A 21,484-nucleotide genomic window follows, 5' to 3' on the forward strand; every position below is an offset into this window, starting at 1 on the left:
TCGTTCGCTTCCGGCACCGTGATGTGTGCCCAGAGGGCGATGGGGCAGATGGCCCGACCGCCAGCATGAATTGGAGACAGCACGACAATGGGTAGAGCGCGGCTTGGGCGACAGACGGTCTTCGGATCCACGCGGGCTGGTCTTCGCAGCTTGGCGGCACGCAATGCGACGGCGCGTTTCGGTGCGCTGCTGTGCGCGGTCACCGCGCTGCTCGGCTCCGCGGTGGTGCAGGCCGTGCCGGTTACGCCGCAGGCCCCCGGCCGGCTGGTCGAGAGCGTGAACACCTTCATCGGCAGCAAGGACGACGGCAACACCTTTCCCGGTGCCTCGGCGCCGTTCGGCCTGATCCAGGTCAGCCCGATCGGCACCCACTATTCGGGCTGGCGCTACGACGACGAGAAGATCTACGGCTTCGGACACTCCTTCATCTCCGGCGCCGGCTGCTGGGAGCAGGGCGGCCAGGTCGCGGTGCTGCCGGTCACCGGTACGATCGGGCCGGGCGGCGATTTCGACACCAGGGACGCGAAGAGCTTCGACTACAAGCGCTACGGCTCGCGCTACACGCACGAGGGCGAGGCCGGGCAGGCGGGCTACTACAAGGTGCGCCTGACAGATCATGGCGGGATCGACGCCGAAGCCACCGCGCTGACCCGCGCCGCGGCCGAGCGCTACACCTTCCCCGCCAACGCGCGCACCGGACATGTCCTGGTCAACGTCAGCCAGGCGAATGCAAGACACCGCGTGATCGGCAGTCAGGTGCGCGTGGTCGGCGATCGGGCGGTGGAAGGCAAGCTGACCACGGTGAGTTTCTGCGGCGGACGCAGCTACACCACCTGGTACCGGCTCGAGTTCGACCGGCCGTTCAAGTCGTTCGGCACCTGGGGCCAGGCCGGCGGCACGCCCGGCGCGCGCTTCTCGATGGAAAGCGAGCACGACCCGTACAACGGCGCCTGGCTCAGCTTCGATCTGGGCAAGGACCGCTCGGTGACCGCGGTCAGCGCGATCTCGCATGTCGATGCAAACGGTGCGCGCAACAATCTGCGCAGCGGCGGCATGCACGACGGCAAGCTGCTGCCCTTCGACGCCATGCGCGAACGCGCACAAGACGCGTGGGAACAGGAACTGGCGAGCGTGCAGGTCCAGGGTGGCAGTGCCGACGACCGCACCGTGTTCTATACCGCGCTCTACCACGCATTGCTGCAGCCGCTGACCGGCAGCGACGCCGATGGCCGCTACCGCGGCTACGACAACGCCATCCACGAGGCCAAGGGCTGGACCTATTACGAGTACTTCTCGCTCTGGGATACCTATCGCTCGCAGAACCAGCTGCTGGCGCTGCTGCGGCCCCAGCGCGCGCGCGACATCGCGCGTTCGGTGCTGGCGATCGATGCGCAGGGCGGCTGGCTGCCGCGCTGGGGCTATGCGAATTTCGAGACCAATGTGATGACCGGCGATCCGGTCACGCCGTTCATGGCCGACCTGTGGCGCTACGGTGCGCTCGAAGGCCGCGAGCAGGAGGCATGGAAGGCGCTGCGCAGGAATGCGTGGGAGCTGCCGCCGCAGGCCTCGCGCTTCGACGGCCGCGCCGGCAATCCTTCGTATCTGCAACAGGGATTCGTCGCGTTCGACCGCACCTTCGCCGGCAAGGGCATGGACGGCGATCCGCACCAGGGCGGTTCGGCCACCCTGGAATACGCGCTGGCGGATTGCTCGATCGCGCCGCTGGCCGAAGCGATGGGCGCGAAGGACGACGCGATGGCATTGCGCGCGCGCGCCGGCAACTGGCGCAGGATCTGGGATGCGGACCTGAAGGAGTCGGAGTCGGGCTTCAGCGGCTTTCCGCGTCCGCGCATGGAGGATGGCGAGTGGTTCACGCCGCCGGCGGGGCGCTACAGCCCGCGTTCGCACTACGGCTTCCATGAAGGCACCAGCTGGCAGTACCAGTGGCTGGTGCCGCAGGACCTGCCCGGGCTGGTCCAGGCGATGGGAGGGCGCGCACGCATGGGCCAGCGGCTCGATGCCTTCTTCGCCTATGACGAACTGCTGGGCGATCCGCAGCACGCCGCGCGCAAGGCCTGGGTGTCGGGTGCGTACTCCTATTACGGTCAGTACCGCTTCAATCCCAACAACGAACCGACCATGCACGTGCCGGGGCTGTACAGCTTGATCGGACAGCCGTGGAAGACCGCGACGGTGCTGCATGCGGCGCAGACGCTGTTCACCAATGCGCCCAACGGGGTCACCGGCAACGACGATCTGGGCACGATGTCGGCCTGGTACCTGTTCAGCGCGCTCGGCTTCTCGCCGCTGATGCCCGGCAGCGGCCAGCTGCTGCTGCATCCGCCCCGGTTCGACCGCATCGAGATCGCACTGGGCGATGGCAAGCGCCTGACCGTCGAGGCGCCCGGTGCCAATGCGCCGGCACCGCGTTACATTGCCCAGGCCGCGTTCGACGGACAGGCACAACAGGCGGTTTGGCTGGACGTGGATCGCCTGCGCCAGGGCGGGACGCTGGCCTATACGCTGGAAGACAAGCCCGACCCGGCCGGCTGGGGCACGCAGGCGCAGGATGCACCGCCGCCGCTGTGTCCGGCCGCAGAGCCCCGGCCTTGAGTCGCCCACGCATCAGGAAAATCCTGCACATGTTTTCGATCTCCGCCGCCGCACCTGCCTTGCCACTTGCCGGCGTGCACGCGGCGCGCCCCGCGGCAACGCAGGCATGAGCGTGTCCGCGCCCGAGCAGACCCTGATGTTCGGCGAGGCGCAGGAGGCCGCCGATGTCGTGGCGGCGCAGTTCGCGCGCAATCGCGACACGGTCGTGGCCCTGGCCGCGCAGCTGCGCGCGACGCCGCCGCCGTTCGTGGCCACCTGCGCGCGTGGCAGTTCCGACCACGCCGCGACCTACGGCAAATACCTGTTCGAGACCCAGCTGGGCCTGCCCACGGTTTCGATGTCGCCTTCGGTCAGCTCGGTGTATGGCGTGCGTCAGCGCCTCGATGGCGCGCTGTACATCGCGATCTCGCAGTCGGGGCGCAGTCCGGATCTGCTGCGCAGCGTGGAGGACGCGAAGGCGGCCGGTGCGCGCGTGGTGGTGCTGGTCAACGATGAGACCTCGCCATTGGCGGCGCTGGCCGATACGGTCCTGCCGCTGTGCGCGGGGCCCGAACGTAGCGTGGCGGCGACCAAGAGTTATCTGGCCGCGCTGGCCGCGTTGCTGCAGCTGACCGCGCACTGGAGCGGGCAGCCGGCCCTGCTCGATGCGGTGCCACGGGTGCCTGATGCCCTGCGCGCGGCGTGGCAGGCCGACTGGTCGCCGCTGGTCGAGGGCCTGGCGCAGGCGCACAACCTGTTCGTGCTCGGGCGCGGACTCGGTCTGGGCATTGCCCAGGAGGCGGCGCTCAAGTTCAAGGAAACCTGCGGCCTGCATGCAGAAGCCTTCAGTTCGGCCGAGGTGAAGCACGGGCCGATGGCGCTGGTGGGACCCGACTTCCCGCTGCTGTGCTTCACCCAGCCCGATGCGACCGAAGCCGGCACGTTGGCGCTGGCGGACGAATTCCGCAGCCGCGGCGCGCGCGTGTGGACGGCGTCGGCCAACACCGGCGTACGCGACGCGCTGCCGCTGCCGGCTGCGCCGCATCCTGCCTGCGCGCCGCTGCTGGCCGTGCAGGCCTTCTACCGCGCGGTCAACGCGCTGGCGCTGCGCCGGGGCCACAATCCCGACGTGCCGCCGCATCTGAACAAGGTGACCGAAACCGTATGAGCGCGGATGCCAGCGACACGGTCGCACTGGTCAACGGACCGGTATTGGCGGGCGAGGACTTCGTGTCCGGCCTGGCGGTGCTGGTGCGCGATGGCCGCATCGACGCGCTGCTGGACGAAGCCGAGTTGCCGAACGGCATCCAGCGCCATGACCTGGGCGGCGACTATCTGTTGCCCGGCTTCATCGATGCGCAGGTCAACGGCGGCGGCGGGGTGCTGTTCAACAATTCGCCCACGGTCGAGGGCGTGCGCCGGATCGCGCAGGCGCACCGGCGCTTCGGCACCACCGGCCTGCTGCCGACTCTGATCACCGACGATCTGGACGTCATGCGCGCCGGGATCGAGGCGGTGCGCGAGGCGATGGCACAGGGCACCCCGGGCATCCTGGGCATTCATCTCGAGGGACCGTGGCTGGCCGAAGCGCGCAAGGGCACCCACGATGCGGCCAAATTCCGCGTGCCCGACGCCATCGAAATCGCACTCGCCACCTCGCTGGGTCGCGGCGTCACCCTGGTGACCCTGGCGCCAGAGCACGTGACGGCCCAGACCGTGCGCGCGCTGGTGGCGCATGGCGTGATCGTCGCCGGCGGCCACACCGACGCCAGCTACGAGCAGACGCGTGTGGCCATCGAAGCCGGCATCACCGGCTTCACCCATCTGTACAACGCGATGTCGCCGCTGCAGGGCCGCGCGCCGGGCGTGGTCGGCGCTGCGCTGGAGGATCGCGGCAGCTGGCTGGGCATCATCGTCGACGGCGTGCATGTGCACGCGGCAAGCCTGCGGGTGGCCCTGGCGGCGAAACCGCGCGGCAAGGTCTTCCTGGTCACCGATGCGATGCCGCCGGTTGGCAGCGAAGATCCGAGCTACGTCCTGTACGGGGAAACCATCACGGTCCGCGACGGCGTGGTCCGCAACGCCGCCGGTGCGCTTGCCGGTTCGGCACTGGACATGCTGACCGCGGTGCGCAATGCAGTGAGCCTGCTCGACGTGCCGCTGGCCGAAGCTACACGCATGGCGTCGCAGTATCCGGCCGACTTCCTCGGCCTGTCGCGCACGCATGGCCGGATCGCACCGGGATTCCAGGCCGACCTGGTGCAGCTCGATCCGCAGCTGCAGCTGCGCGGCACATGGATCGCGGGCCGGCACGAGTCGCATTGATTGGCGGTGGGAGCGAGCTTGCTCGCAGATGTTCTTCGTCCCGCCGTGACCGGGTGAAAGGCATTCGCGGCCGAGGCCGCTCCCACGGAATTGCCGCACCGGATCGATCAGCCGCGCGTATCATCCGCGGCGCATGACCTACGAGCGATACGAAGCGCCCGCACCCGCACCCGTACGTGTCGCGCGCTGGCGCGAGCGCCTGAGGCAATACTGGGCGCTGGTGCGCGGCGACCGCCCGATCGGCTGGCTGCTGTTGCTGTGGCCGACCTGGTGGGCGTTGTGGATGGCGGCGGAAGGCCGGCCGCCGCTGTGGCCGTGGTTCGTATTCACGGCGGGCGTGTGGCTGACGCGCTCGGCCGGCTGCGTGATCAACGATTACGCCGACCGCTGGCTGGATCCGCAGGTCGAACGCACGCGCGGCCGCCCGCTGGCGACCGGCGCGGTCTCGGGCCGGGAGGCGTTGGCGCTGTTCGCGGTGCTGATGTTGGGCGCGTTCTTCCTGGTGCTCACGCTCAACCGGCTGACCGTGCTGCTCAGCGTGGTCGGCGTGTTCCTGGCCGCGAGCTATCCCTACCTCAAGCGCTACACCTACCTGCCGCAGGTGTACCTGGGCATGGCCTTCGGCTGGGGCATCCCGATGGCGTTCGCGGCGCTGACCGGCAGCGTGCCGCCGCTGGCCTGGGTGCTGTACGTGTCCAACATCTTCTGGGCCACCGCCTATGACACCTGGTACGCGATGGTCGACCGCGAGGACGACCTGCGCATGGGCGCCAAGTCCACCGCGATCCTGTTCGGTGAACTGGATCTGCTGGTGATCGGGGTGCTGTACGCGCTGATGTTCGGCGCGCTGGCGCTGGTCGGCTGGCAGGCGCGGTTGGGCGGGTATTTCTGGGGCGGCCTCGGCCTGGCCGTGCTGCTGGTGGGTTACGAATTCCTCATCGCCAGGCACCGGGACCGGGCCGCCTGCTTCCGCGCCTTCCTGCACAACCACTGGGTGGGCGCGGCGATCTTCGCCGGCATCGCGTTCGATTACGCGATGGCATAGCCCCGAGCCGCGGTTGTGGGAGCGCGCTTGCGCGCTAATGCCTTTGCCCAGAGACATCGACGGGAGTATTCGCGCGCGAGCGCGCTCCCACAGGGGTTTGGGCACAATGGGGCTTCACCACAGGAGTAGCGCAATGGCCGCGTCAGCCGATGCCCGTACTGCCTGGCCGGTGCGCGCTGCCCTCCGCTGCTCGGCATTCGCCGAGCGCTGGTTCCCGGATGCCTATGTGTTCGCCGTGCTCGGCGTGGTGGTGGTGGCGGGCAGTGCCATCGCCTTCGGTGCGTCGCCGCAGGCCACGGCCACGCAGTTCGGCGAAGGGTTCTGGAGCCTGATTCCCTTCACCATGCAGATGGCCTTCGTGGTCATCGGCGGCTATGTGGCTGCGACGGCGCCGGTGGTGGCGCGCTGCATCGAATGGCTGGCGCGGGCGCCGAAGACCGGCCGCGGCGCGGTCTGCTTCGTGGGCCTGGTGAGCATGCTCACCTCGCTGCTGAGCTGGGGCTTCTCGCTGGTGTTCGCCGGCCTGCTGGTGCGCGCGCTGGCGAGGCGTGAAGCATTGCACATGGACTACCGTGCCGCAGGCGCGGCGGCGTACCTGGGCCTGGGTGCGGTGTGGGCCATGGGCCTGTCCTCGTCGGCCGCCCAGCTGCAGGCCAATCCGGCGAGCATGCCGCCGGGGTTGCTGGAGATCAGCGGCGTGCTGCCGTTTTCGCAGACCATCTTCCTGTGGCAGTCGCTGCTGTTGACCGCGCTGCTGATCGTGGTGTCGCTGGCGGTGTGCTGGTTCACCGCACCCACCGGCGAAGGCGTGCGCACTGCGCGCGATTTCCTGCCGGTCGCGCCCGCGATCGATAGCCCTGCGATCCACAAGCCCACGCGTCCGGGCGAATGGCTCGAATACAGTCCGCTGCTGACCGTGCTGCTGTCGCTGCTGGCGTTTGGCTGGCTCGCCGGCGAGTTCGCATCGAAGCCGGCCAGCAGCGCGATCGCCAACCTCAACACCTACAACCTGCTGTTCCTCTCGCTCGGGTTGCTGCTGCACTGGCGGCCGCGCAGCTTTCTCGATGCGGCGGCGCGCGCGGTGCCGGCCACCACCGGCGTGCTGATCCAGTTCCCGCTCTACGGCGGTATCGCGATGATCCTGACCAAGGCCGCGGGTGCGGGTGGAGTCACGCTGTCGCAGCGGCTTTCGGACCTGTTCGTGCAGGTGGCGACCACCGACACCTTTGCCATCGTGATAGGACTCTATTCGGCCGTGCTCGGTTTCTTCGTGCCCTCGGGCGGCGGCAAATGGATCATCGAGGCGCCCTACGTGATGCAGGCGGCCAACGAGCTGCAGGTGCACCTGGGATGGGCGGTGCAGATCTACAACGCGGCCGAAGCCTTGCCCAATCTGATCAACCCGTTCTGGATGCTGCCGCTGCTGGGCGTGCTGGGGTTGAAGGCGCGCGACATCGTCGGGTTCACCTTCCTGCAATTGGTGGTGCACATCCCGCTCGTGCTGGGACTGCTGTGGCTGCTCGGCCTGACCCTGAGCTACGTGCCGCCGACGATGCCGTAGGCGAGCAGAGCCTGCACAGGCAGCGCTCGCGACCGGTCCGTGTGTGTCGGCGGGACGGACCGCACGCCCTTGATTCCCGTACACTCGCCTCGCCCGCGGGGAGCGGGTATTCATTGGGGAGCGTTATGAAGTCATTCGGCGGATTGCTGTTCTTGCTGGGACTGGGCTCGTTCGTGCTCCATTACATGAACATGGAGTTCAAGCTGTTGATGTGGGTGGACAACTGGGGGCCGACGGTCGGCACCCTGATCCGGGTCGGCCTGGTGGTGATCGGCGGTGCGCTGTGGCTCGTGGGCAACCGGCGCGAGAAGGTCGCGGCGCCCGCGGCCACCTGATTGCGACAGGGGCACGCGTCGTATCGAGGCGCCGGCCAAGCCGGCGCCTTTTTCATCTTCGCTATTTACGGGACGCGCGCGCAGACCCATGCGTCCACGCGCTCGATCCCGGCCCTGCGCAGTGCGCTGGCCGCGGCATGCAGGGTGGCGCCGGTGGTCATGACGTCGTCGAACAGGACCACATGCGCCGGCATGGCCTGGCGCGGGACGACGTCGAAGGCCCGGCGCAGATTGCGTCTGCGCGCAGTCGCGTCCAGCCGCGACTGCTGCGCGGTGGCCTTGCGCCGCCGCAGCAGGTCATCGCGCAGCGGTAGCTCCAGCGCGCGCGCCAGCGGACGGGCCAGTTCCAAAGCCTGGTCGTAGCCGCGCTCACGCAAACGCGCGCGGTGCAAGGGGATCGGCACGATCGCCTCGGGCCGCGGCGCCGCGGCAAAGGCCTCGGCCGCCAGCTGCGACATCAGGCGCCCGGCCGCCAGTCCCTGGTGGAACTTCAGCCGCGGCAGCAGGCGGTCGACCGGAAAGGCGTACACGAACGCGGCATGGGTGGCGGCCAACGGTGGCGGCCTGCGCAGGCACGCGCCGCAAAGCCGGCCGGGTAGTCGATCCGGCGCAGCCGTTGCTGCCGGCAATGGCAGGGCGCAGGTGGCGCAGGCGCTGTGGTTCCAGGGCAGGGCGCCCGCGCACGCCGCGCACAGGTCGCGTCCGCCAGCCCCCGAGTTGCCGCACACCAGGCAACGCGCGGGCCAGAGCAGGCGCACGCATCCGTCAACCAAAGTGCGCGCAGCGAAGTTGACAGACCATGGCATGCTTTCCAGACTGCCGGCCTCTCCCAGCCGCCGCCATCGGACATCTGCCATGCCTGCCGTCAGAAAACTCTCAGCCGCGCCAGGGCTGCGCCACGACTGGTCGCGCGACGAGATCCAGGTCCTGTTCGACCTGCCGTTCCCCGAACTGCTGTATCGCGCGGCCAGCGTGCACCGTGCGCATTTCGACCCCGCCCAGGTGCAGGTCAGCACCCTGCTGTCGATCAAGACCGGCGGCTGCCCGGAAGACTGCGCCTACTGCCCGCAGGCGCAGCGCTATCACACCGGCGTCGAAGCGACCAAGCTGATGAGCACTGAGGCGGTGCTGGAGAAGGCCAGGCAGGCCAAGGCTGCCGGTGCCTCGCGCTTCTGCATGGGCGCGGCCTGGCGTTCGCCCAAGGATCGCGACATCCCCAAGGTCGCGGCGATGATCCGCGAGGTGAAGGCGCTGGGTCTCGAGACCTGCGCCACGCTGGGCATGCTCAGCGGCGAACAGGCGCATGCGCTGCGCGATGCCGGTCTGGACTACTACAACCACAACCTGGACACCGCGCCGGAGTTCTACGGCGAGATCGTCCACACCCGCGAATTCCAGGACCGCCTGGACACGCTGGCGCACGTGCGCGGCGCCGGCATGAAGACCTGCTGCGGTGGCATCGTCGGCATGGGTGAAACCCGCGCCCAGCGCGCCGGACTGCTGCAGGCGCTGGCCAACCTGCCGGCGCATCCGGATTCGGTGCCGATCAATCGCTTGGTGCAGGTCGAAGGCACGCCGCTGGCGCATACCGCCGAGCTCGACCCGTTCGAGTTCGTGCGCACGATCGCGGTCGCCCGCATCCTGATGCCGAAATCGATGGTGCGGCTCTCGGCCGGACGCGAATCGATGAGCGACGAGCTGCAGGCGCTGTGCTTCGCTGCCGGCGCGAACTCGATCTTCTACGGCGAGAAGCTGCTCACCACCGGAAACCCCGACGTGGAACGCGACCAGGCGCTGTTCGCCCGGCTGGGGCTGCGGCCGATGGAAGTGGAGGTCGATGCGCAGCATCACGACCGGCCAGGGACCGTGCATGCCGACATCGTAGAATCCGTCGAGTCCGACGAATCCGTTTGCGCTGCATGAAGTGTCGAATCCGGCGCCCAGGCGCGGGCCGCCATGCAGGTTGATCGTGCACTGCGGACCGCAGTGGCACCGAAGTCGACGAACCGCCCGCCTTGCGCCGGAATGACCGAGCCCGCAGTCGATCCCATGCCGCGCACCAGCCTCCACGACCGCATCGCCCATCTGCGTGCGCAACGCATCGCGCAGCAGCGCCAGCGCGTGCGCCGCACGGTGCTGCGCCGCGACGGCGCGCGCAGCGAGGTCGGCGACGGCGAAGGCGGCGAGCGCTGGCTGCTCAACTTCTGCAGCAACGATTATCTGGGCCTGTCGCAGGATCCGGCGGTTGCCGCGGCGGCGGCCGATGCGCTGTCCCGCGACGGCGCCGGCAGCACCGCTTCGCACCTGGTCTGCGGCCATGGTGCGATCCACGCGGCGCTGGAACGCGAGGTCGCCGACTGGCTGCAGGCGCCGCGCGCGCTGCTGTTCGGCAGCGGCTATCTGGCCAACCTCGCGGTGGTGCAGGCATTAATGGGAGAAGGCGATGTCTGCGTGCAGGACAAACTCAATCACGCCAGCCTGATCGATGCGGCGCGCCTGGCCGGGTGCCGGCTGCGCCGCTATCGGCATGGAGATGCGGAAGGCGCGCTGCGGCAGTTGCAGGCAGCGCCCGATGGCGCGGCGATGCTCGCCACCGACGGGGTGTTCAGCATGGACGGGGATGTCGCGCCCCTGCGCGCCCTGGCCGAAATCGCGCAGGCGCAGTCGGCGTTGCTGTATGTCGACGATGCGCATGGCATCGGCGTGCTCGGCCCGCAAGGACGCGGCAGCGTCGCCGACGCGGGACTGGGGGTGAATGCGGTGCCGCTGCGGCTGCTCACCCTCGGCAAGGCGCTGGGCAGCTACGGTGCACTGGTGGTCGGCGAAGAAGCGCTGGTCGAACACCTGGCGCAGAGCGCACGCCCCTACATCTACACCACGGCGCTGTCGCCGATGCAGGCCGCGGCCTCGCTCGCCGCGGTGCGGCTGGCGCGCAAGGACGACTGGCGGCGCGAAGCGCTGGCCGCTGCGATCGCGCGGTTCCGCGCGCTGGCCGCGGAGTACGGCCTCGCGCTGCTGCCGTCGACCACCCCGATCCAGCCGCTGCCCTGCGGCAGCGAGCAGCGGGCGCTGGCAATGGCCGCCGCGCTGGAACGGGAGGGCCATTGGGTCGGTGCAATCCGCCCGCCTACGGTGCCGGAAGGCGGATCGCGCCTGCGCATCACCCTGTCGGCGCTGCATACGCAGCGGGACATCGATGCGCTGGCGCGGGCGCTGGCGCGCGCTCGGGATGCGGTGGACGCGGGGGACGCCGCATGAGCCCGGGTTCCGACGTCCCCGCGCGCCGCGCGCTGGCGGCCGTGGGCATCGCGCTGCTGTCGGCGCTCTTTTTCACCTTCACCTATGTGCTCAACCGCGCCAGCGCCAGCACCGATGCGCACTGGGCCTGGATCGCCGCGCTGCGCTACCTGATCACGCTGCCGCTGATGCTGCCGATCATGGCCTGGCATGGCGGCGGCTCGGCGGTGCGTTCGGCGATCCGCGCCCATCCCTGGCGCTGGCTGGCGTATGCCGCCATCGCCTTCGTTCTGTTCTACACGCTGCTCAGCTATGCCGCCGCCAGTGGACCCTCGTGGCTGGTGGCCGGCAGCTTCCAGTTCACCGTGATCGCGGGCATGTTGTGCGCGCCCTTCCTGTACCGCGATGCGCGCCGGCGGATCCCGCGCGCCGCGCTGGCGGTGGGCGCGGTGATCGTCGCTGGCGTGCTGCTCATGCAATTCGGACATGCCGATGGCGCACTCGACCGCGCCGGCTGGATCGCGCTGGTATGCGTGCTGGCATCGGCGGTCGCCTATCCGCTCGGCAACCGTCTGCTATTGCTGCACCTGGAGCGCACCGGCGAGCAGCTCGATGCGACCCAGCGCGTGTTCGGCCTGGTCCTGGTGAGCCAGCCGGTCTGGCTGGCGCTGGCGGTCTACGCCTGGCTGCAGGCCGGGCCGCCTACTGCCGCCCAGGTCTGGCTGGCGGCCGGGGTGGCGCTCAGCGCCGGCATCATCGCCACGATCCTGTTCTTCCAGGCCACCGGCATGGTGCGCGACAACCCGGTCGGGTTGGGCGCGGCCGAGGCGATGCAGGCGGCAGAACTGCTCTTCGCCACCCTGCTCGGGGTTGCGCTGCTCGGCGAGCAGTGGCCACGCGGCATTGCGCTGTGGGGCGCGTTGCTGGTGATGGCCGGTATCGCGCTGTTCGGGTGGATCGCGGCGCGCCCGAGCGCGCGCGATCCGCGCAGCGTGGATGCCCTGCGTTCGGACCACGGCGCATGAGCCGGCTGCATGTGGACGTGCAGGGCGACGGTCCAGCCCTGGTGCTGCTGCACGGCTGGGCCATGCATGGCGGCGTGTTCGAACCGCTCGTGCAGCGCATGGGCGCGCGTTACACCCTGCATGTGGTCGACCTGCCCGGGCATGGGTTCAGTCGCGACAGCCATGTTGCGCTGGAACTGGAGGCCACCGTCGACGCCATCGCCGCGCAGGTGCCGGACGCGCCGTGGTGCGCATGGTCGCTCGGCGGCCTGTTCGCGCTGCATGCGGCGTTGCGCGATCCGGCACGCGTGCCGGCGCTGGTGATGCTGTGCGCCAGCCCGCGCTTCGTGCGCGGCGACGACTGGCGCCATGGCGTTTCGCCCGAGATCTTCCAGGACTTCGCCCACGGCCTGCGCAGCGACTACCGCGGCACGCTCGACCGTTTCGTGGCCCTGGAGGCGTTTGGTGCTGATCACGCGCGCGAGGCTGTGCGTGCGCTGCGGCACCAGCTGTTCGCGCGCGGCGAGCCACCGGCACAGATCCTGGCGCGCGGACTGGAGCTGCTCGAAACCGTGGACCTGCGAGACGGACTTGCGCAGCTGCGCGTGCCCAGCCTGTGGATCGCGGGGCGCCGCGACCGGCTGGTGGATCCGCGTGCGATGCGCGAAGCCGCGGCGCGCGCGCCCGATGCGCAGTTCGTCCAGATCGAGCATGGCGGGCATGCGCCGTTCCTGACCCATACCGAAGACGTTGCCGCCGCGTTCGAAGCATTCCTCGCGGCCAATTCTGGTTCGCGCACGCCGATCTCATCCCAACCTTCCCCCGCCGATGAGGGAACGGGCATCGAGCGATGACCGACACCTTCGACACGCGCCAGGTCCGTCGCGCGTTCTCGCGAGCCGCAGGCCAGTACGAACGCGCGGCGCGGCTACAGCGCGAAATCGAGGCGCGCCTGCTCGAATCGCTCGATTACCTGGATGATCCTGCGCGTGGTGAGCGCCCGCCGGAGCTGGTCGTCGACCTGGGCTGCGGGCCCGCCCATGCGGCCGCGGCCATGCACAAGCGCTGGCCGCACGCACGGGTGCTCGCGCTGGACCAGGCGCTGCTCATGCTGCGCGAGGCGGGCCGCAAGGGTCGCGGTTGGCGGCTGGGGCTGCGCAAGCCGTTCGACCGGATCTGCGCCGATGCGCGCGCCCTGCCGCTGGTGGAGGGCAGCGTCGACGTGCTGTTCTCCAACCTGTGCCTGCAGTGGATCGACGATCTGCCGGCGGTGTTCGCCGGCTTCCGGCGCGTGCTCCGGCCGGGCGGTCTGCTGCTGGTCTCGACGTTCGGCCCCGATACGCTGGCCGAGCTGCGCAGCGCGTTCTCGCAAGCCGACGACGCACCGCATGTCAGCCCGTTTCCCTCGATCGCGCGTTTCGGCGATGCGCTGGTGCATGCCGGATTCCGCGATCCGGTGCTCGACCGCGACCTGTTCGTGCATGGCCATCGCGACCTGCCCGAATTGATGCGCGAACTGCGCACCCTCGGGGCGACCAATGCGCTGCAGGGGCGCCGGCATACGCTCACCGGCAAGGCCCGTTTCGCCGCCGCGGCCGCAGCGTACGAGCGCGAGCGCCGGGCGGATGGGCTGTTGCCCGTCACCTGGGAAGCGATCTACGCGCAGGCCTGGGCGCCGCAGGCAGGCGCACCGATCCGTGAAGGCGGGGTCGAGGTGACCAGCGTGCCGGTGTCGCAGATTCCGATCCGCCGCCGCTAGTGCCCCCGCGCTTCATCGCCGATTTCACCGGGTTTCCTACACTGCCCAGCATGTCATGCCGGTTCCGCACGCTCGTTGTACTGCTCGGGCTGCTGCCCTGCGCCGTCGGCGCGGAAGAGCGTGCGAGCTGGACCTTCGATCCCCAGCTGCTGCTGGCGCGCAGCGAAACGGTGATCGAGCGCGCGCCGGATGCGAGCCTGGACCAGCTGTTCCAGTCGGTGGCCGAGGCCGCGCGCAGTCCGCAGGAACTCTCGGCGATGTGCGCCCTGTTCGATCCGCAGGCGCGTCGCGATCTGGTCGCGATCAACCGCACCGCGCTGCGCTTCGGTGACGCCAGCCAGCGCCGCTTCCAGCAGGCGACCGATGCGCTGCTGCAGACAGCGCAGGCCGCGCGGCCGCAGCCCTACGACCCGCTACTCGCCCAGCGCGCCCTGCGTCAGGCGGCCGTGACCGCGGCGATGCTGTACGACGGCTTCGTCGCGGGCCTCAATGGCCAGGGCAGCGACGCGGCGAGCCAGCAGGCGCGCTGCCGCGCGCTGCGCCAATTGCTGGACACCGTTTCGATGCGGCCACTCAACGAGCGCGCGATGATCACCCGGCTGTTGATGCGCGAGGGGCTGCAGCGTATCGAGCGGTGATGCATGCGCTGGCGGCGGGTTTCGCCTGTGCGCCGCAGCGTCGCTCGCGATTCAGACCCCGGCACCTAGACTGCCGGCTTCCCGTCACCCGGACCTGCGCCCATGCGTCTGCTCCACCTCGCGCTGCTTGCCGTTGCGGTGGCCCTGCCGGCTGCTGGCCACGCCCAGCAAGGCCTAGACGGTTTCGACCCCGGCGCGCTGATGGGCGAAGTGCAGGACGTGCTGGTGCGCACGCCGGACGCCCAGATCGACGGCCTGTTCCATGCGCTGCACGGGTCGATGCGCCAGCCGCAGGAAGCCGAGGCGATCTGCGGCCTGTTCGACGCCGAGGCGGACCGCGGGATCAACGCCCTGAACGAGGTGGCGACGCGCCTGAGCGGCGCCAGCCGCCAGCGCTTCGTCGATTCGATCGCCAACGCGTTGGTCGCCGGCCTGCAGGGACAGCCGCAGGCGTACGACCAGGCCGCCGCGGCGCAGGCGCTCAGGGCCAACGGCGCGCGTGCGGCGATGCTGCACGACGGATTCAGCGCCGGCCTGTCGACGGGGGCACCGCGCGATGCACGCTGCCGATCGCTGGGGCAGATGCTGGACGTGCTGGCGGACCGCCCGCAGCCGGAGCGGGCGATGGTGACGCGGCTGCTGCTGGACCAGGGGCTGCGGCAGATTCCGCTGCAGTAGCGTCGTAGGCATCGGCGCTCAAGACCGATGCGATCGGATCTTTGCGCCGAACCGCCGAAGTCAGCCCTCGACCTGCGCGATCCAGTCCTGCAGGTTGTAGTAGTTGGTCACGCGCGCGATGCGCCCGTCGCGCAGCTCGAAGAAGGCGCCACCGGGCAGCACATAGGTCTGTCCGTCCGCAGGCGGCAGGCCCTCGTCGCTGCGCAGATAGCGGCCATGCACCACGTATTCGGCGGCGGCGCGGCCGCCATCGTCGGTTGCCATCACCACGATGTCGCGCAGCTGCTCCTGGTAGCTGGCGTCCATGCGCTGCAGGAATGCGGCGAAGGCCTCGCGTCCGGTTTCGCGCGCACCCTGGTTGAGGTCGTGCACGACGTCCGCGTGCAGGCAATCGAGCATCGCTGTCCAGTCGCCGCGGTTGAAGGCGTCGTAGTAGCGCTGGATCTGCTCGATCGCGGATTGGCGGTCGTGATTCATGGTGGATTCTCACGGTAGGTCGGGCGCAATCAGCGCCAGGGCAGGGCATCCAGATCCACATTGCCGCCGCTCAGGATCACGCCGACGCGCAGCCCGGCGAAGCGCGCCGGCTGGGTGAGCACCGCGGCCAGCGCGATTGCCGACGAGGGTTCCACCAGCTGTTTGCCGCGTTGCCAGAACAGGCGCATGGCCGCGATCGTGTCGGCGTCGTCGACTGCGATCACTTCGACGTCATGGCTGCGCAGCAGCGCGAAGTTGGGCGCGCCCAAGGTGCCGCGCAGGCCGTCGCAGAGCGTCTCAGGGGTGAATTCGGTGACGCGTTCGCCCCGCGCCAGCGACGCGATCGTATCGGCCGCTCCGCTGGGCTCGGCTCCGACCACGCGGGTGCCCGGGGATAGCGCCGCCGCCGCGATCGCCGTGCCCGAGGCCAGGCCGCCGCCGCCCACCGGCACCACCACCACGTCGAGCGCGGGGACGGCAGTAAGCAGCTCCAGCGTCGCCGTGCCCTGGCCGGCGATCACCCTGGCATCGGCATACGGGTGGACCAGTTCGGCGCCGGTGCGCGCCTGGACGCGCGCGGCTTCGGCTTCGCGCGCGGCGATGCTGGGCGCGCAGCGGTGCAGCGTCGCGCCATAGGCTTCGATCGCGGCCAGCTTGCTGGCCACGGCGCCTTCGGGCACCACGACGTGGCAAGGAATCCCACGGGTGCGCGCGGCCAGGGCCAGCGCGGCGCCGTGGTTGCCCGAGGAGTGGGTCACCACGCCGCGTGCGGCATGGGCTTCGTCGAGGGAAAACACCGCGTTGCAGGCGCCGCGGAACTTGAACGCGCCCGCGCGCTGCAGGTGTTCGGCCTTGAAATACAGCTGGCAGCCGGCCTGCTGGTCGATCGAGGCCATGCGCAAGACGGGGGTGACGTGCGCATGCGGCGCGATCCGGGCGGCCGCGGACAGGACGTCGGCCGCGTCGGGCAGGGACTCGTGGGACACGGAGACAGTGGCTGGCGAACGCGACATGCCCTCAGCCTAGCCGATCCCGATAAACGCGTTCAGGCATGATGTCGATCGACCGCCGGAATTAAGCACGCATTCAATGCATCGGGCCGAAGCTGCAGTGAGTTATCCACAGGGGCGATCGACATGATCCGCAAACTTCTTCTGCCCGCCATGTGCGCGGCGCTGCTTGGCGGCTGCGTGACGGCCGGCTATGGCTATAGCGACGGCTACAACGACGGCGGCTATTACTACGGTCGTCCCGCGGCTCGGTACTACGGCGGTGCGAGCTACGGCTACGGATATCCCTACAGCCGCTACTACGGCGGCGCCTACGGCTATCCGTACGGCTACGGGTACGGCGGTTATTACGGCGGCTATCCCTATTACTACTACCCGCGCGGCCACTATCACGGCGACGGCCACAACCATGGGCACGGCGATCACGACGACGATGACGACCACCATGGCGGCAACGACAACGACAACGACAACGGCGATGGCGACAACAACGGCGGCAAGCCACCGTGGCGGCGTTGGGCCGACGATGGTGGCGACATGCTGCGCCGCCGGCAGGAGACCCAGCCGGGCGCGGTCGGCCGGCTGGCGACGCCCAGCCCGCGCCAGGGCGTGATCCAGCGACCTACCCCGCGCATCGCAGCGCCGCCAAGAAACGTAACGCCGCGCGTGGATGCCCCGTCCAGAAATGTCGAGCGCCGCGCCGTCCCGCAGCGGCCGGCGCGGGCGCCAGCGCCACGCGCGCGCTCGGAACGAGAACTGCGTCGCGCTCAGGAGCCCTGATCGGTCTTGCGCAGCGGGCGCGATCCCCGCACCCTAGCGACCGTTGACCGGTTGCGTCGCATTCCGACGTACATCGGGTAGAGTTCACCCTATGTCGACACCCGGCGGGGATTCCCGGATCCCCCCTGTTCCGCTCCCCGTCGGGCGTCGGCGCCTAAACCTCCAGCGGCTGGCTGGACGATTTCGCGGCTTCAGGCCGCCAGCGACCGGACAACGGGCAAAAAAAGGGGCCGGACGTCCCCCGACATCCGGCCCCTTGGCTCCCCCGACGTGCGCTCGACCGGTCCCTGTTCCATACCCGGCCCTAGCGCCCCCGCGCTTGCCACATCGGGTGCCCTGAGGATTACGCACGGACCGTGCCAACTGTCCTGCCCCCGTCGCCCGCCATGGCATTCTTCGCAGCATGAACCACGCATTCCACCGCTACGACGTGATCGTGATCGGCGGCGGCCACGCCGGCACCGAGGCGGCGCTGGCGTCCGCGCGCGCCGGTGCCCGCACCCTGCTGCTGACCCATAGCATCGAAACGGTCGGTGCGATGAGCTGCAACCCGGCCATCGGCGGCATCGGCAAGGGACATCTGGTCAGGGAAATCGACGCGCTGGGCGGGGTGATGGCGCGGGCAGCCGATGCTGCAGGCATCCAGTGGCGCACGCTCAACGCTTCGAAGGGTCCCGCGGTACGCGCTACGCGTTGCCAGGCCGATCGCACCCTGTATCGCGCCTACATCCGCCGTGCAGTGGAGCAGCAGCCCGGGCTGACCGTGTTCCAGGGCGCGGTCGACGATCTCCTCATCCACAACGACGCCGTGCACGGCGCCATCACCCAGACCGGGCTGCGCTTCGAGGCGCCGGCGGTGGTGCTCACCGCCGGAACCTTTCTGGCCGGCAAGATCCACGTCGGCGAAACCCAGTACGCGGCCGGCCGCGCCGGCGACCCGCCCGCGACCACGCTGGCGCGGAACCTGCGCGAACGCCCCTTCGTGATCGATCGGCTCAAGACCGGCACGCCGCCGCGCATCGACGGCCGTTCGCTGGATTATTCGGTGATGGAGGAACAGCCCGGCGACGATCCGAGACCGGTGTTCTCGTTCACCGGTTCGCAGGCGGACCACCCGCGCCAGGTCTCGTGCTGGATCACGCACACCAGCGAACGCACCCACGAAATCATCCGCGGCGCGCTGCATCGCTCGCCGCTGTACTCGGGCCAGATCGAAGGCACGGGACCGCGCTATTGCCCGTCGATCGAGGACAAGGTGGTGCGGTTCGCGGAGAAGGCGAGTCACCAGATCTTCGTCGAGCCCGAAGGCCTGGAAGTCATGGAGATCTACCCCAACGGCATTTCCACCTCGCTGCCGTTCGATGTGCAGCTGGACCTGGTGCGCAGCATCCGCGGGTTCGAGCGGGCGCATATCACGCGCCCCGGTTACGCGATCGAATACGACTTCTTCGACCCGCGCGGACTCAAGGCCTCGCTGGAAACCAAGGCGGTGTCGGGGCTGTTCTTCGCCGGCCAGATCAACGGCACCACCGGTTACGAAGAGGCTGCGGCGCAGGGCCTGCTGGCCGGGCTCAACGCCGCGCTCTACACCCGGCAGCAGGACGCCTGGTCGCCGCGCCGCGACCAGGCCTACCTGGGCGTGCTGGTCGATGACCTGATCACCCATGGCACCAGCGAGCCCTACCGCATGTTCACCAGCCGCGCCGAATACCGGCTGCAGCTGCGCGAGGACAACGCCGACCTGCGGTTGACCGGTATCGGGCGCGAACTGGGATTGGTCGAGGACGCGCGCTGGTCGGCGTTCGCGCGCAAGCGCGACGCCATCGCCGCCGAAACCGCGCGCCTGCGCGGGCTGTGGGCGGCACCGAACAATGCGCTGGGCCGCGCCATCGAAGCCGCCACGGGCATCGCCGTATCGCGCGAGAACAACGCGCTCGATCTGCTCAAGCGACCCGAGTTCGATTACGCGCGGCTCGTCTCGGTGCTCACGCTGGGGCCAGGCGTCGACGATGCGAAAGTGGCCGAGCAGGTCGAGATCGAAGCGAAGTACTCGGGCTATCTCGATCGCCAGCGCGAGGAGATCGCAAGGCAACAGCGCAACGAGGGTACCGCGATCCCGAAAGCTTTCGACTTCGCCGCCGTGCGCGGGCTGTCCATGGAAGTCAGGCAGAAGCTCGAACGCGTGCGCCCGCAAACGGTAGGCCAGGCTCAGCGCATCCCCGGCATGACGCCGGCCGCTATTTCGCTACTGTTGGTGCACCTGACCCGCAGGAAGCAGGCTCAGGTGGCGTAAGGCGGTAGAGATCTCATGCCTCGCGCACGGCATCGTCGTTGTTGCGCCGGCGCCACGGCAGCGGAATGTTGAACAGCATCAACGCGACCCAGGCGATGCGGCTGGAGAGCGACTCGCGTTCGGGCAGCTGCAGCGCGCGCTCGCCCGCGGCATCCACATCGAGTGCGAACCCGCCAGCGTCGAGTTCACGCAGCACGGACCGCGCGCGTTCGGCATCGGTGTCGGCCACCCGCAGCCGCGTGCCGCCGACCGCCAGCCGCCATTCCCAGTTCGCCACCGCCATCTGGTCGTCGGCCACGTGCGCGTCGATGCCCTCGGCGCGCAGCCGGCCGCAGGCGATATGCGCCTCGATCGGATCGTGATAGCTGGCGATGGTGGTGAACATGGGCGGCGTGGAATCCGGTGCAGCCCGGAACGGCGACTGCGGTAACCTGCGCCGATGAAGACGATCCTGCAACTGACGGTGCTCGTTGCCACCCTGGCTGCGGCGAGCTGTTCGCGTGACGAAGCCCCCGCGACGGCCGGCGACTCGACCCAGCCGGGCCTGCAGGCCTGGACGCTGCCCGCTGCGCCCGGCGCCGCCCAGCCCGATCTGGTCACCGCGCCGGACGGCCGGCTGCTGCTCAGCTGGCTGGACACCCAGCCTGGCCGCCGCACCCGCCTGCAATACGCCGAGTTCAGCCCTGCCGGGCACTGGCAGGGTCCGAAGACGATCGCGATCGGTGCCTCTTTCGTGGTCAATTGGGCCGACACGCCGCATATCCTGGCCACGCCCGATGGCGCTCTCTGGGTGCAATGGCTGCAGAAGTCGGCCGAAGCCGGTGCGTCCTACGACGTGCTGCTGAGCACCTCGCGCAACGACGGCATGAACTGGAGCGAGCCGCTGCGCCCGCACGCCGACGGCACGGTAAGCGAACACGGCTTCGTCTCGATGTGGCCGCAGGGCAACGACCGGCTCGGCATCGCCTGGCTCGACGGACGCAACATGGTGGCCGCCGCTGGACATGCGCAGACCGGGCACGACGGCCATGGCGCGGGTGCGATGACCCTGCGCAGCGCGGTGTTCGACGGCTCGCTGCGCACCGACGGCGAGGTCGAGCTGGATGCGTCGGTCTGCGACTGCTGCCAGACGGACGCCGCGCTCACCGCGAAAGGCCCGCTGCTGGTCTATCGCGACCGCACCGAGGACGAGATCCGCGACATCCACGTCGCCCGCTTCGATGGCAAGGCATGGAGTCCGTCGAAGCCGGTCTTCGCCGACCAGTGGAAGATGCCGGCCTGCCCGGTCAACGGCCCGTCGGTGGCGGCGCGTGGCGATGAGGTCGTCGTGGCCTGGTACACCGGCGCCGGCGATCAGCCGACGGTCAAGCTCGCGCGCAGCACCGATGCGGGCGACAGCTTCTCCGCGCCGCTGGTGCTGGAGCAGGACGACACCGTGCAGGGCCGGGTCGACGTGGCCCTGGATGCCGGCAATGCCTGGGTGCTGTGGCTGCGCGAGGGCGATGCCGGCCAGTCGCTGTGGTTGGCGCGCTATGCACCGGACCTGTCGAAACAGATCGAAAAGGTCGAAGTGGCCAGGTTGCAGGGCCGCGGCCGCGGCACCGGTTTCCCGCAGCTGGCCTTGCGCGAAGGCAAGGCGTATCTCGTCTGGACCGATGTTGCCGGCGGCACGGCGAGCCTGCACGGCGCGGTGTACACGCCCAAAGTCCTGTAGGAGCGCCCGTGGGCGCGACCTGATCTGTGCTGTGCG

The 21,484-nt window shown here is 69.6% G+C and carries 20 protein-coding genes; 16 read left to right on the forward strand and 4 right to left on the reverse strand.

What is annotated here, in order from left to right:
* Positions 1-222 precede the first annotated feature (222 nt).
* The 6 genes from MC375_RS05125 (at position 223) to MC375_RS05150 (ending at position 7,858) form a co-directional block, all read left to right on the forward strand.
* Positions 223-2,613 carry a GH92 family glycosyl hydrolase gene (locus MC375_RS05125; protein WP_343223552.1) on the forward strand — a complete coding sequence of 797 codons (2,391 nt, stop codon included), beginning with the start codon at positions 223-225 and terminating at the stop codon, positions 2,611-2,613.
* A 106-nt stretch (positions 2,614-2,719) separates the two neighbouring features.
* A complete protein-coding gene (locus tag MC375_RS05130) occupies positions 2,720-3,760 on the forward strand; it encodes an SIS domain-containing protein (protein WP_242102222.1) in 1,041 nt (346 codons plus the stop codon).
* On the forward strand, positions 3,757-4,917 hold the full coding sequence (gene nagA / locus MC375_RS05135) for an N-acetylglucosamine-6-phosphate deacetylase (protein ID WP_242102223.1): 1,161 nt from the start codon (positions 3,757-3,759) through the stop codon (positions 4,915-4,917). Before MC375_RS05130 ends, nagA begins: the two co-directional genes overlap by 4 nt.
* 133 nt (positions 4,918-5,050) lie before the next feature.
* A complete protein-coding gene (gene ubiA / locus MC375_RS05140) occupies positions 5,051-5,962 on the forward strand; it encodes a 4-hydroxybenzoate octaprenyltransferase (RefSeq protein WP_242102224.1) in 912 nt (303 codons plus the stop codon).
* A gap of 133 nt (positions 5,963-6,095) precedes the next feature.
* On the forward strand, positions 6,096-7,523 hold the full coding sequence (locus tag MC375_RS05145) for a TIGR00366 family protein (protein ID WP_242102225.1): 1,428 nt from the start codon (positions 6,096-6,098) through the stop codon (positions 7,521-7,523).
* A 125-nt stretch (positions 7,524-7,648) separates the two neighbouring features.
* Positions 7,649-7,858 carry a hypothetical protein gene (locus MC375_RS05150; protein ID WP_242102226.1) on the forward strand — a complete coding sequence of 70 codons (210 nt, stop codon included), beginning with the start codon at positions 7,649-7,651 and terminating at the stop codon, positions 7,856-7,858.
* Positions 7,859-7,923: 65 nt separating this feature from the next.
* Here the strand turns inward: MC375_RS05150 and MC375_RS05155 are convergent, their stop codons facing one another.
* Positions 7,924-8,664: a ComF family protein gene (locus MC375_RS05155; RefSeq protein ID WP_242102227.1), complete on the reverse strand. Its 741-nt coding sequence runs from the start codon at positions 8,662-8,664 to the stop codon at positions 7,924-7,926.
* Positions 8,665-8,713: 49 nt separating this feature from the next.
* On the opposite strand from MC375_RS05155, the gene bioB reads away from it, so the two are divergent.
* From bioB to MC375_RS05190, 7 genes are all read left to right on the forward strand, one after another.
* Entirely contained in the window at positions 8,714-9,781 is a 1,068-nt protein-coding gene (gene bioB, locus MC375_RS05160; RefSeq protein ID WP_242102228.1) for a biotin synthase BioB, read from the forward strand.
* A gap of 126 nt (positions 9,782-9,907) precedes the next feature.
* Complete coding sequence (gene bioF / locus MC375_RS05165; RefSeq protein WP_242102229.1) at positions 9,908-11,116, forward strand: 8-amino-7-oxononanoate synthase; 1,209 nt, start codon at positions 9,908-9,910, stop codon at positions 11,114-11,116.
* Positions 11,113-12,120: a multidrug resistance efflux transporter family protein gene (locus tag MC375_RS05170; RefSeq protein ID WP_242102230.1), complete on the forward strand. Its 1,008-nt coding sequence runs from the start codon at positions 11,113-11,115 to the stop codon at positions 12,118-12,120. The genes bioF and MC375_RS05170 overlap by 4 nt, the downstream gene beginning before the upstream one ends.
* Positions 12,121-12,125: 5 nt before the next feature.
* On the forward strand, positions 12,126-12,953 hold the full coding sequence (gene bioH, locus MC375_RS05175; RefSeq protein ID WP_242102955.1) for a pimeloyl-ACP methyl ester esterase BioH: 828 nt from the start codon (positions 12,126-12,128) through the stop codon (positions 12,951-12,953).
* Positions 12,950-13,858 carry a malonyl-ACP O-methyltransferase BioC gene (gene bioC / locus MC375_RS05180; RefSeq protein ID WP_242102231.1) on the forward strand — a complete coding sequence of 303 codons (909 nt, stop codon included), beginning with the start codon at positions 12,950-12,952 and terminating at the stop codon, positions 13,856-13,858. The genes bioH and bioC overlap by 4 nt, the downstream gene beginning before the upstream one ends.
* Positions 13,858-14,496 carry a hypothetical protein gene (locus tag MC375_RS05185; protein ID WP_242102232.1) on the forward strand — a complete coding sequence of 213 codons (639 nt, stop codon included), beginning with the start codon at positions 13,858-13,860 and terminating at the stop codon, positions 14,494-14,496. The genes bioC and MC375_RS05185 overlap by 1 nt, the downstream gene beginning before the upstream one ends.
* Before the next feature lie 102 nt (positions 14,497-14,598).
* Entirely contained in the window at positions 14,599-15,174 is a 576-nt protein-coding gene (locus MC375_RS05190; protein ID WP_242102233.1) for a hypothetical protein, read from the forward strand.
* A gap of 60 nt (positions 15,175-15,234) precedes the next feature.
* Here the strand turns inward: MC375_RS05190 and MC375_RS05195 are convergent, their stop codons facing one another.
* Together MC375_RS05195 and MC375_RS05200 are read right to left on the reverse strand one after the other, a co-directional pair.
* Positions 15,235-15,651, reverse strand: a complete 417-nt coding sequence (locus tag MC375_RS05195; RefSeq protein ID WP_242102234.1) for a ketosteroid isomerase-related protein — start codon at positions 15,649-15,651, stop codon at positions 15,235-15,237.
* Positions 15,652-15,680: 29 nt separating this feature from the next.
* Positions 15,681-16,664 carry a pyridoxal-phosphate dependent enzyme gene (locus MC375_RS05200; RefSeq protein WP_242102235.1) on the reverse strand — a complete coding sequence of 328 codons (984 nt, stop codon included), beginning with the start codon at positions 16,662-16,664 and terminating at the stop codon, positions 15,681-15,683.
* 123 nt (positions 16,665-16,787) lie between these two features.
* On the opposite strand from MC375_RS05200, the gene MC375_RS05205 reads away from it, so the two are divergent.
* A complete protein-coding gene (locus tag MC375_RS05205; RefSeq protein WP_242102236.1) occupies positions 16,788-17,441 on the forward strand; it encodes a hypothetical protein in 654 nt (217 codons plus the stop codon).
* Positions 17,442-17,844: 403 nt separating this feature from the next.
* The gene (gene mnmG / locus MC375_RS05210; protein ID WP_242102237.1) at positions 17,845-19,734 is read left to right on the forward strand and encodes a tRNA uridine-5-carboxymethylaminomethyl(34) synthesis enzyme MnmG; all 1,890 of its coding nucleotides are present in this window, start codon (positions 17,845-17,847) and stop codon (positions 19,732-19,734) included.
* A 13-nt stretch (positions 19,735-19,747) separates the two neighbouring features.
* Here mnmG and MC375_RS05215 read toward each other — a convergent pair whose 3' ends face one another.
* Positions 19,748-20,119 carry a DUF2007 domain-containing protein gene (locus tag MC375_RS05215; RefSeq protein WP_242102238.1) on the reverse strand — a complete coding sequence of 124 codons (372 nt, stop codon included), beginning with the start codon at positions 20,117-20,119 and terminating at the stop codon, positions 19,748-19,750.
* Between the two features lie 54 nt (positions 20,120-20,173).
* On the opposite strand from MC375_RS05215, the gene MC375_RS05220 reads away from it, so the two are divergent.
* On the forward strand, positions 20,174-21,448 hold the full coding sequence (locus MC375_RS05220; RefSeq protein WP_242102239.1) for a sialidase family protein: 1,275 nt from the start codon (positions 20,174-20,176) through the stop codon (positions 21,446-21,448).
* Positions 21,449-21,484: the final 36 nt, after the last annotated feature.

The organism is Lysobacter sp. M2-1, assembly GCF_022662495.1.
Classification (GTDB): Bacteria; Pseudomonadota; Gammaproteobacteria; order Xanthomonadales; family Xanthomonadaceae; genus JAKPBU01.

Coding starts and splice junctions, on each gene's coding strand:
- MC375_RS05130 (WP_242102222.1), top strand. CDS start 2,720: ATGAGCGTGTCCGCGCCCGAGCAGACCCTGATGTTCGGCGAGGCGCAG.
- nagA (WP_242102223.1), top strand. CDS start 3,757: ATGAGCGCGGATGCCAGCGACACGGTCGCACTGGTCAACGGACCGGTA.
- ubiA (WP_242102224.1), top strand. CDS start 5,051: ATGACCTACGAGCGATACGAAGCGCCCGCACCCGCACCCGTACGTGTC.
- MC375_RS05145 (WP_242102225.1), top strand. CDS start 6,096: ATGGCCGCGTCAGCCGATGCCCGTACTGCCTGGCCGGTGCGCGCTGCC.
- MC375_RS05150 (WP_242102226.1), top strand. CDS start 7,649: ATGAAGTCATTCGGCGGATTGCTGTTCTTGCTGGGACTGGGCTCGTTC.
- MC375_RS05155 (WP_242102227.1), bottom strand. CDS start 8,664: ATGCCATGGTCTGTCAACTTCGCTGCGCGCACTTTGGTTGACGGATGC.
- bioB (WP_242102228.1), top strand. CDS start 8,714: ATGCCTGCCGTCAGAAAACTCTCAGCCGCGCCAGGGCTGCGCCACGAC.
- bioF (WP_242102229.1), top strand. CDS start 9,908: ATGCCGCGCACCAGCCTCCACGACCGCATCGCCCATCTGCGTGCGCAA.
- MC375_RS05170 (WP_242102230.1), top strand. CDS start 11,113: ATGAGCCCGGGTTCCGACGTCCCCGCGCGCCGCGCGCTGGCGGCCGTG.
- bioC (WP_242102231.1), top strand. CDS start 12,950: ATGACCGACACCTTCGACACGCGCCAGGTCCGTCGCGCGTTCTCGCGA.
- MC375_RS05190 (WP_242102233.1), top strand. CDS start 14,599: ATGCGTCTGCTCCACCTCGCGCTGCTTGCCGTTGCGGTGGCCCTGCCG.
- MC375_RS05195 (WP_242102234.1), bottom strand. CDS start 15,651: ATGAATCACGACCGCCAATCCGCGATCGAGCAGATCCAGCGCTACTAC.
- MC375_RS05200 (WP_242102235.1), bottom strand. CDS start 16,664: ATGTCGCGTTCGCCAGCCACTGTCTCCGTGTCCCACGAGTCCCTGCCC.
- MC375_RS05205 (WP_242102236.1), top strand. CDS start 16,788: ATGATCCGCAAACTTCTTCTGCCCGCCATGTGCGCGGCGCTGCTTGGC.
- mnmG (WP_242102237.1), top strand. CDS start 17,845: ATGAACCACGCATTCCACCGCTACGACGTGATCGTGATCGGCGGCGGC.
- MC375_RS05215 (WP_242102238.1), bottom strand. CDS start 20,119: ATGTTCACCACCATCGCCAGCTATCACGATCCGATCGAGGCGCATATC.
- MC375_RS05220 (WP_242102239.1), top strand. CDS start 20,174: ATGAAGACGATCCTGCAACTGACGGTGCTCGTTGCCACCCTGGCTGCG.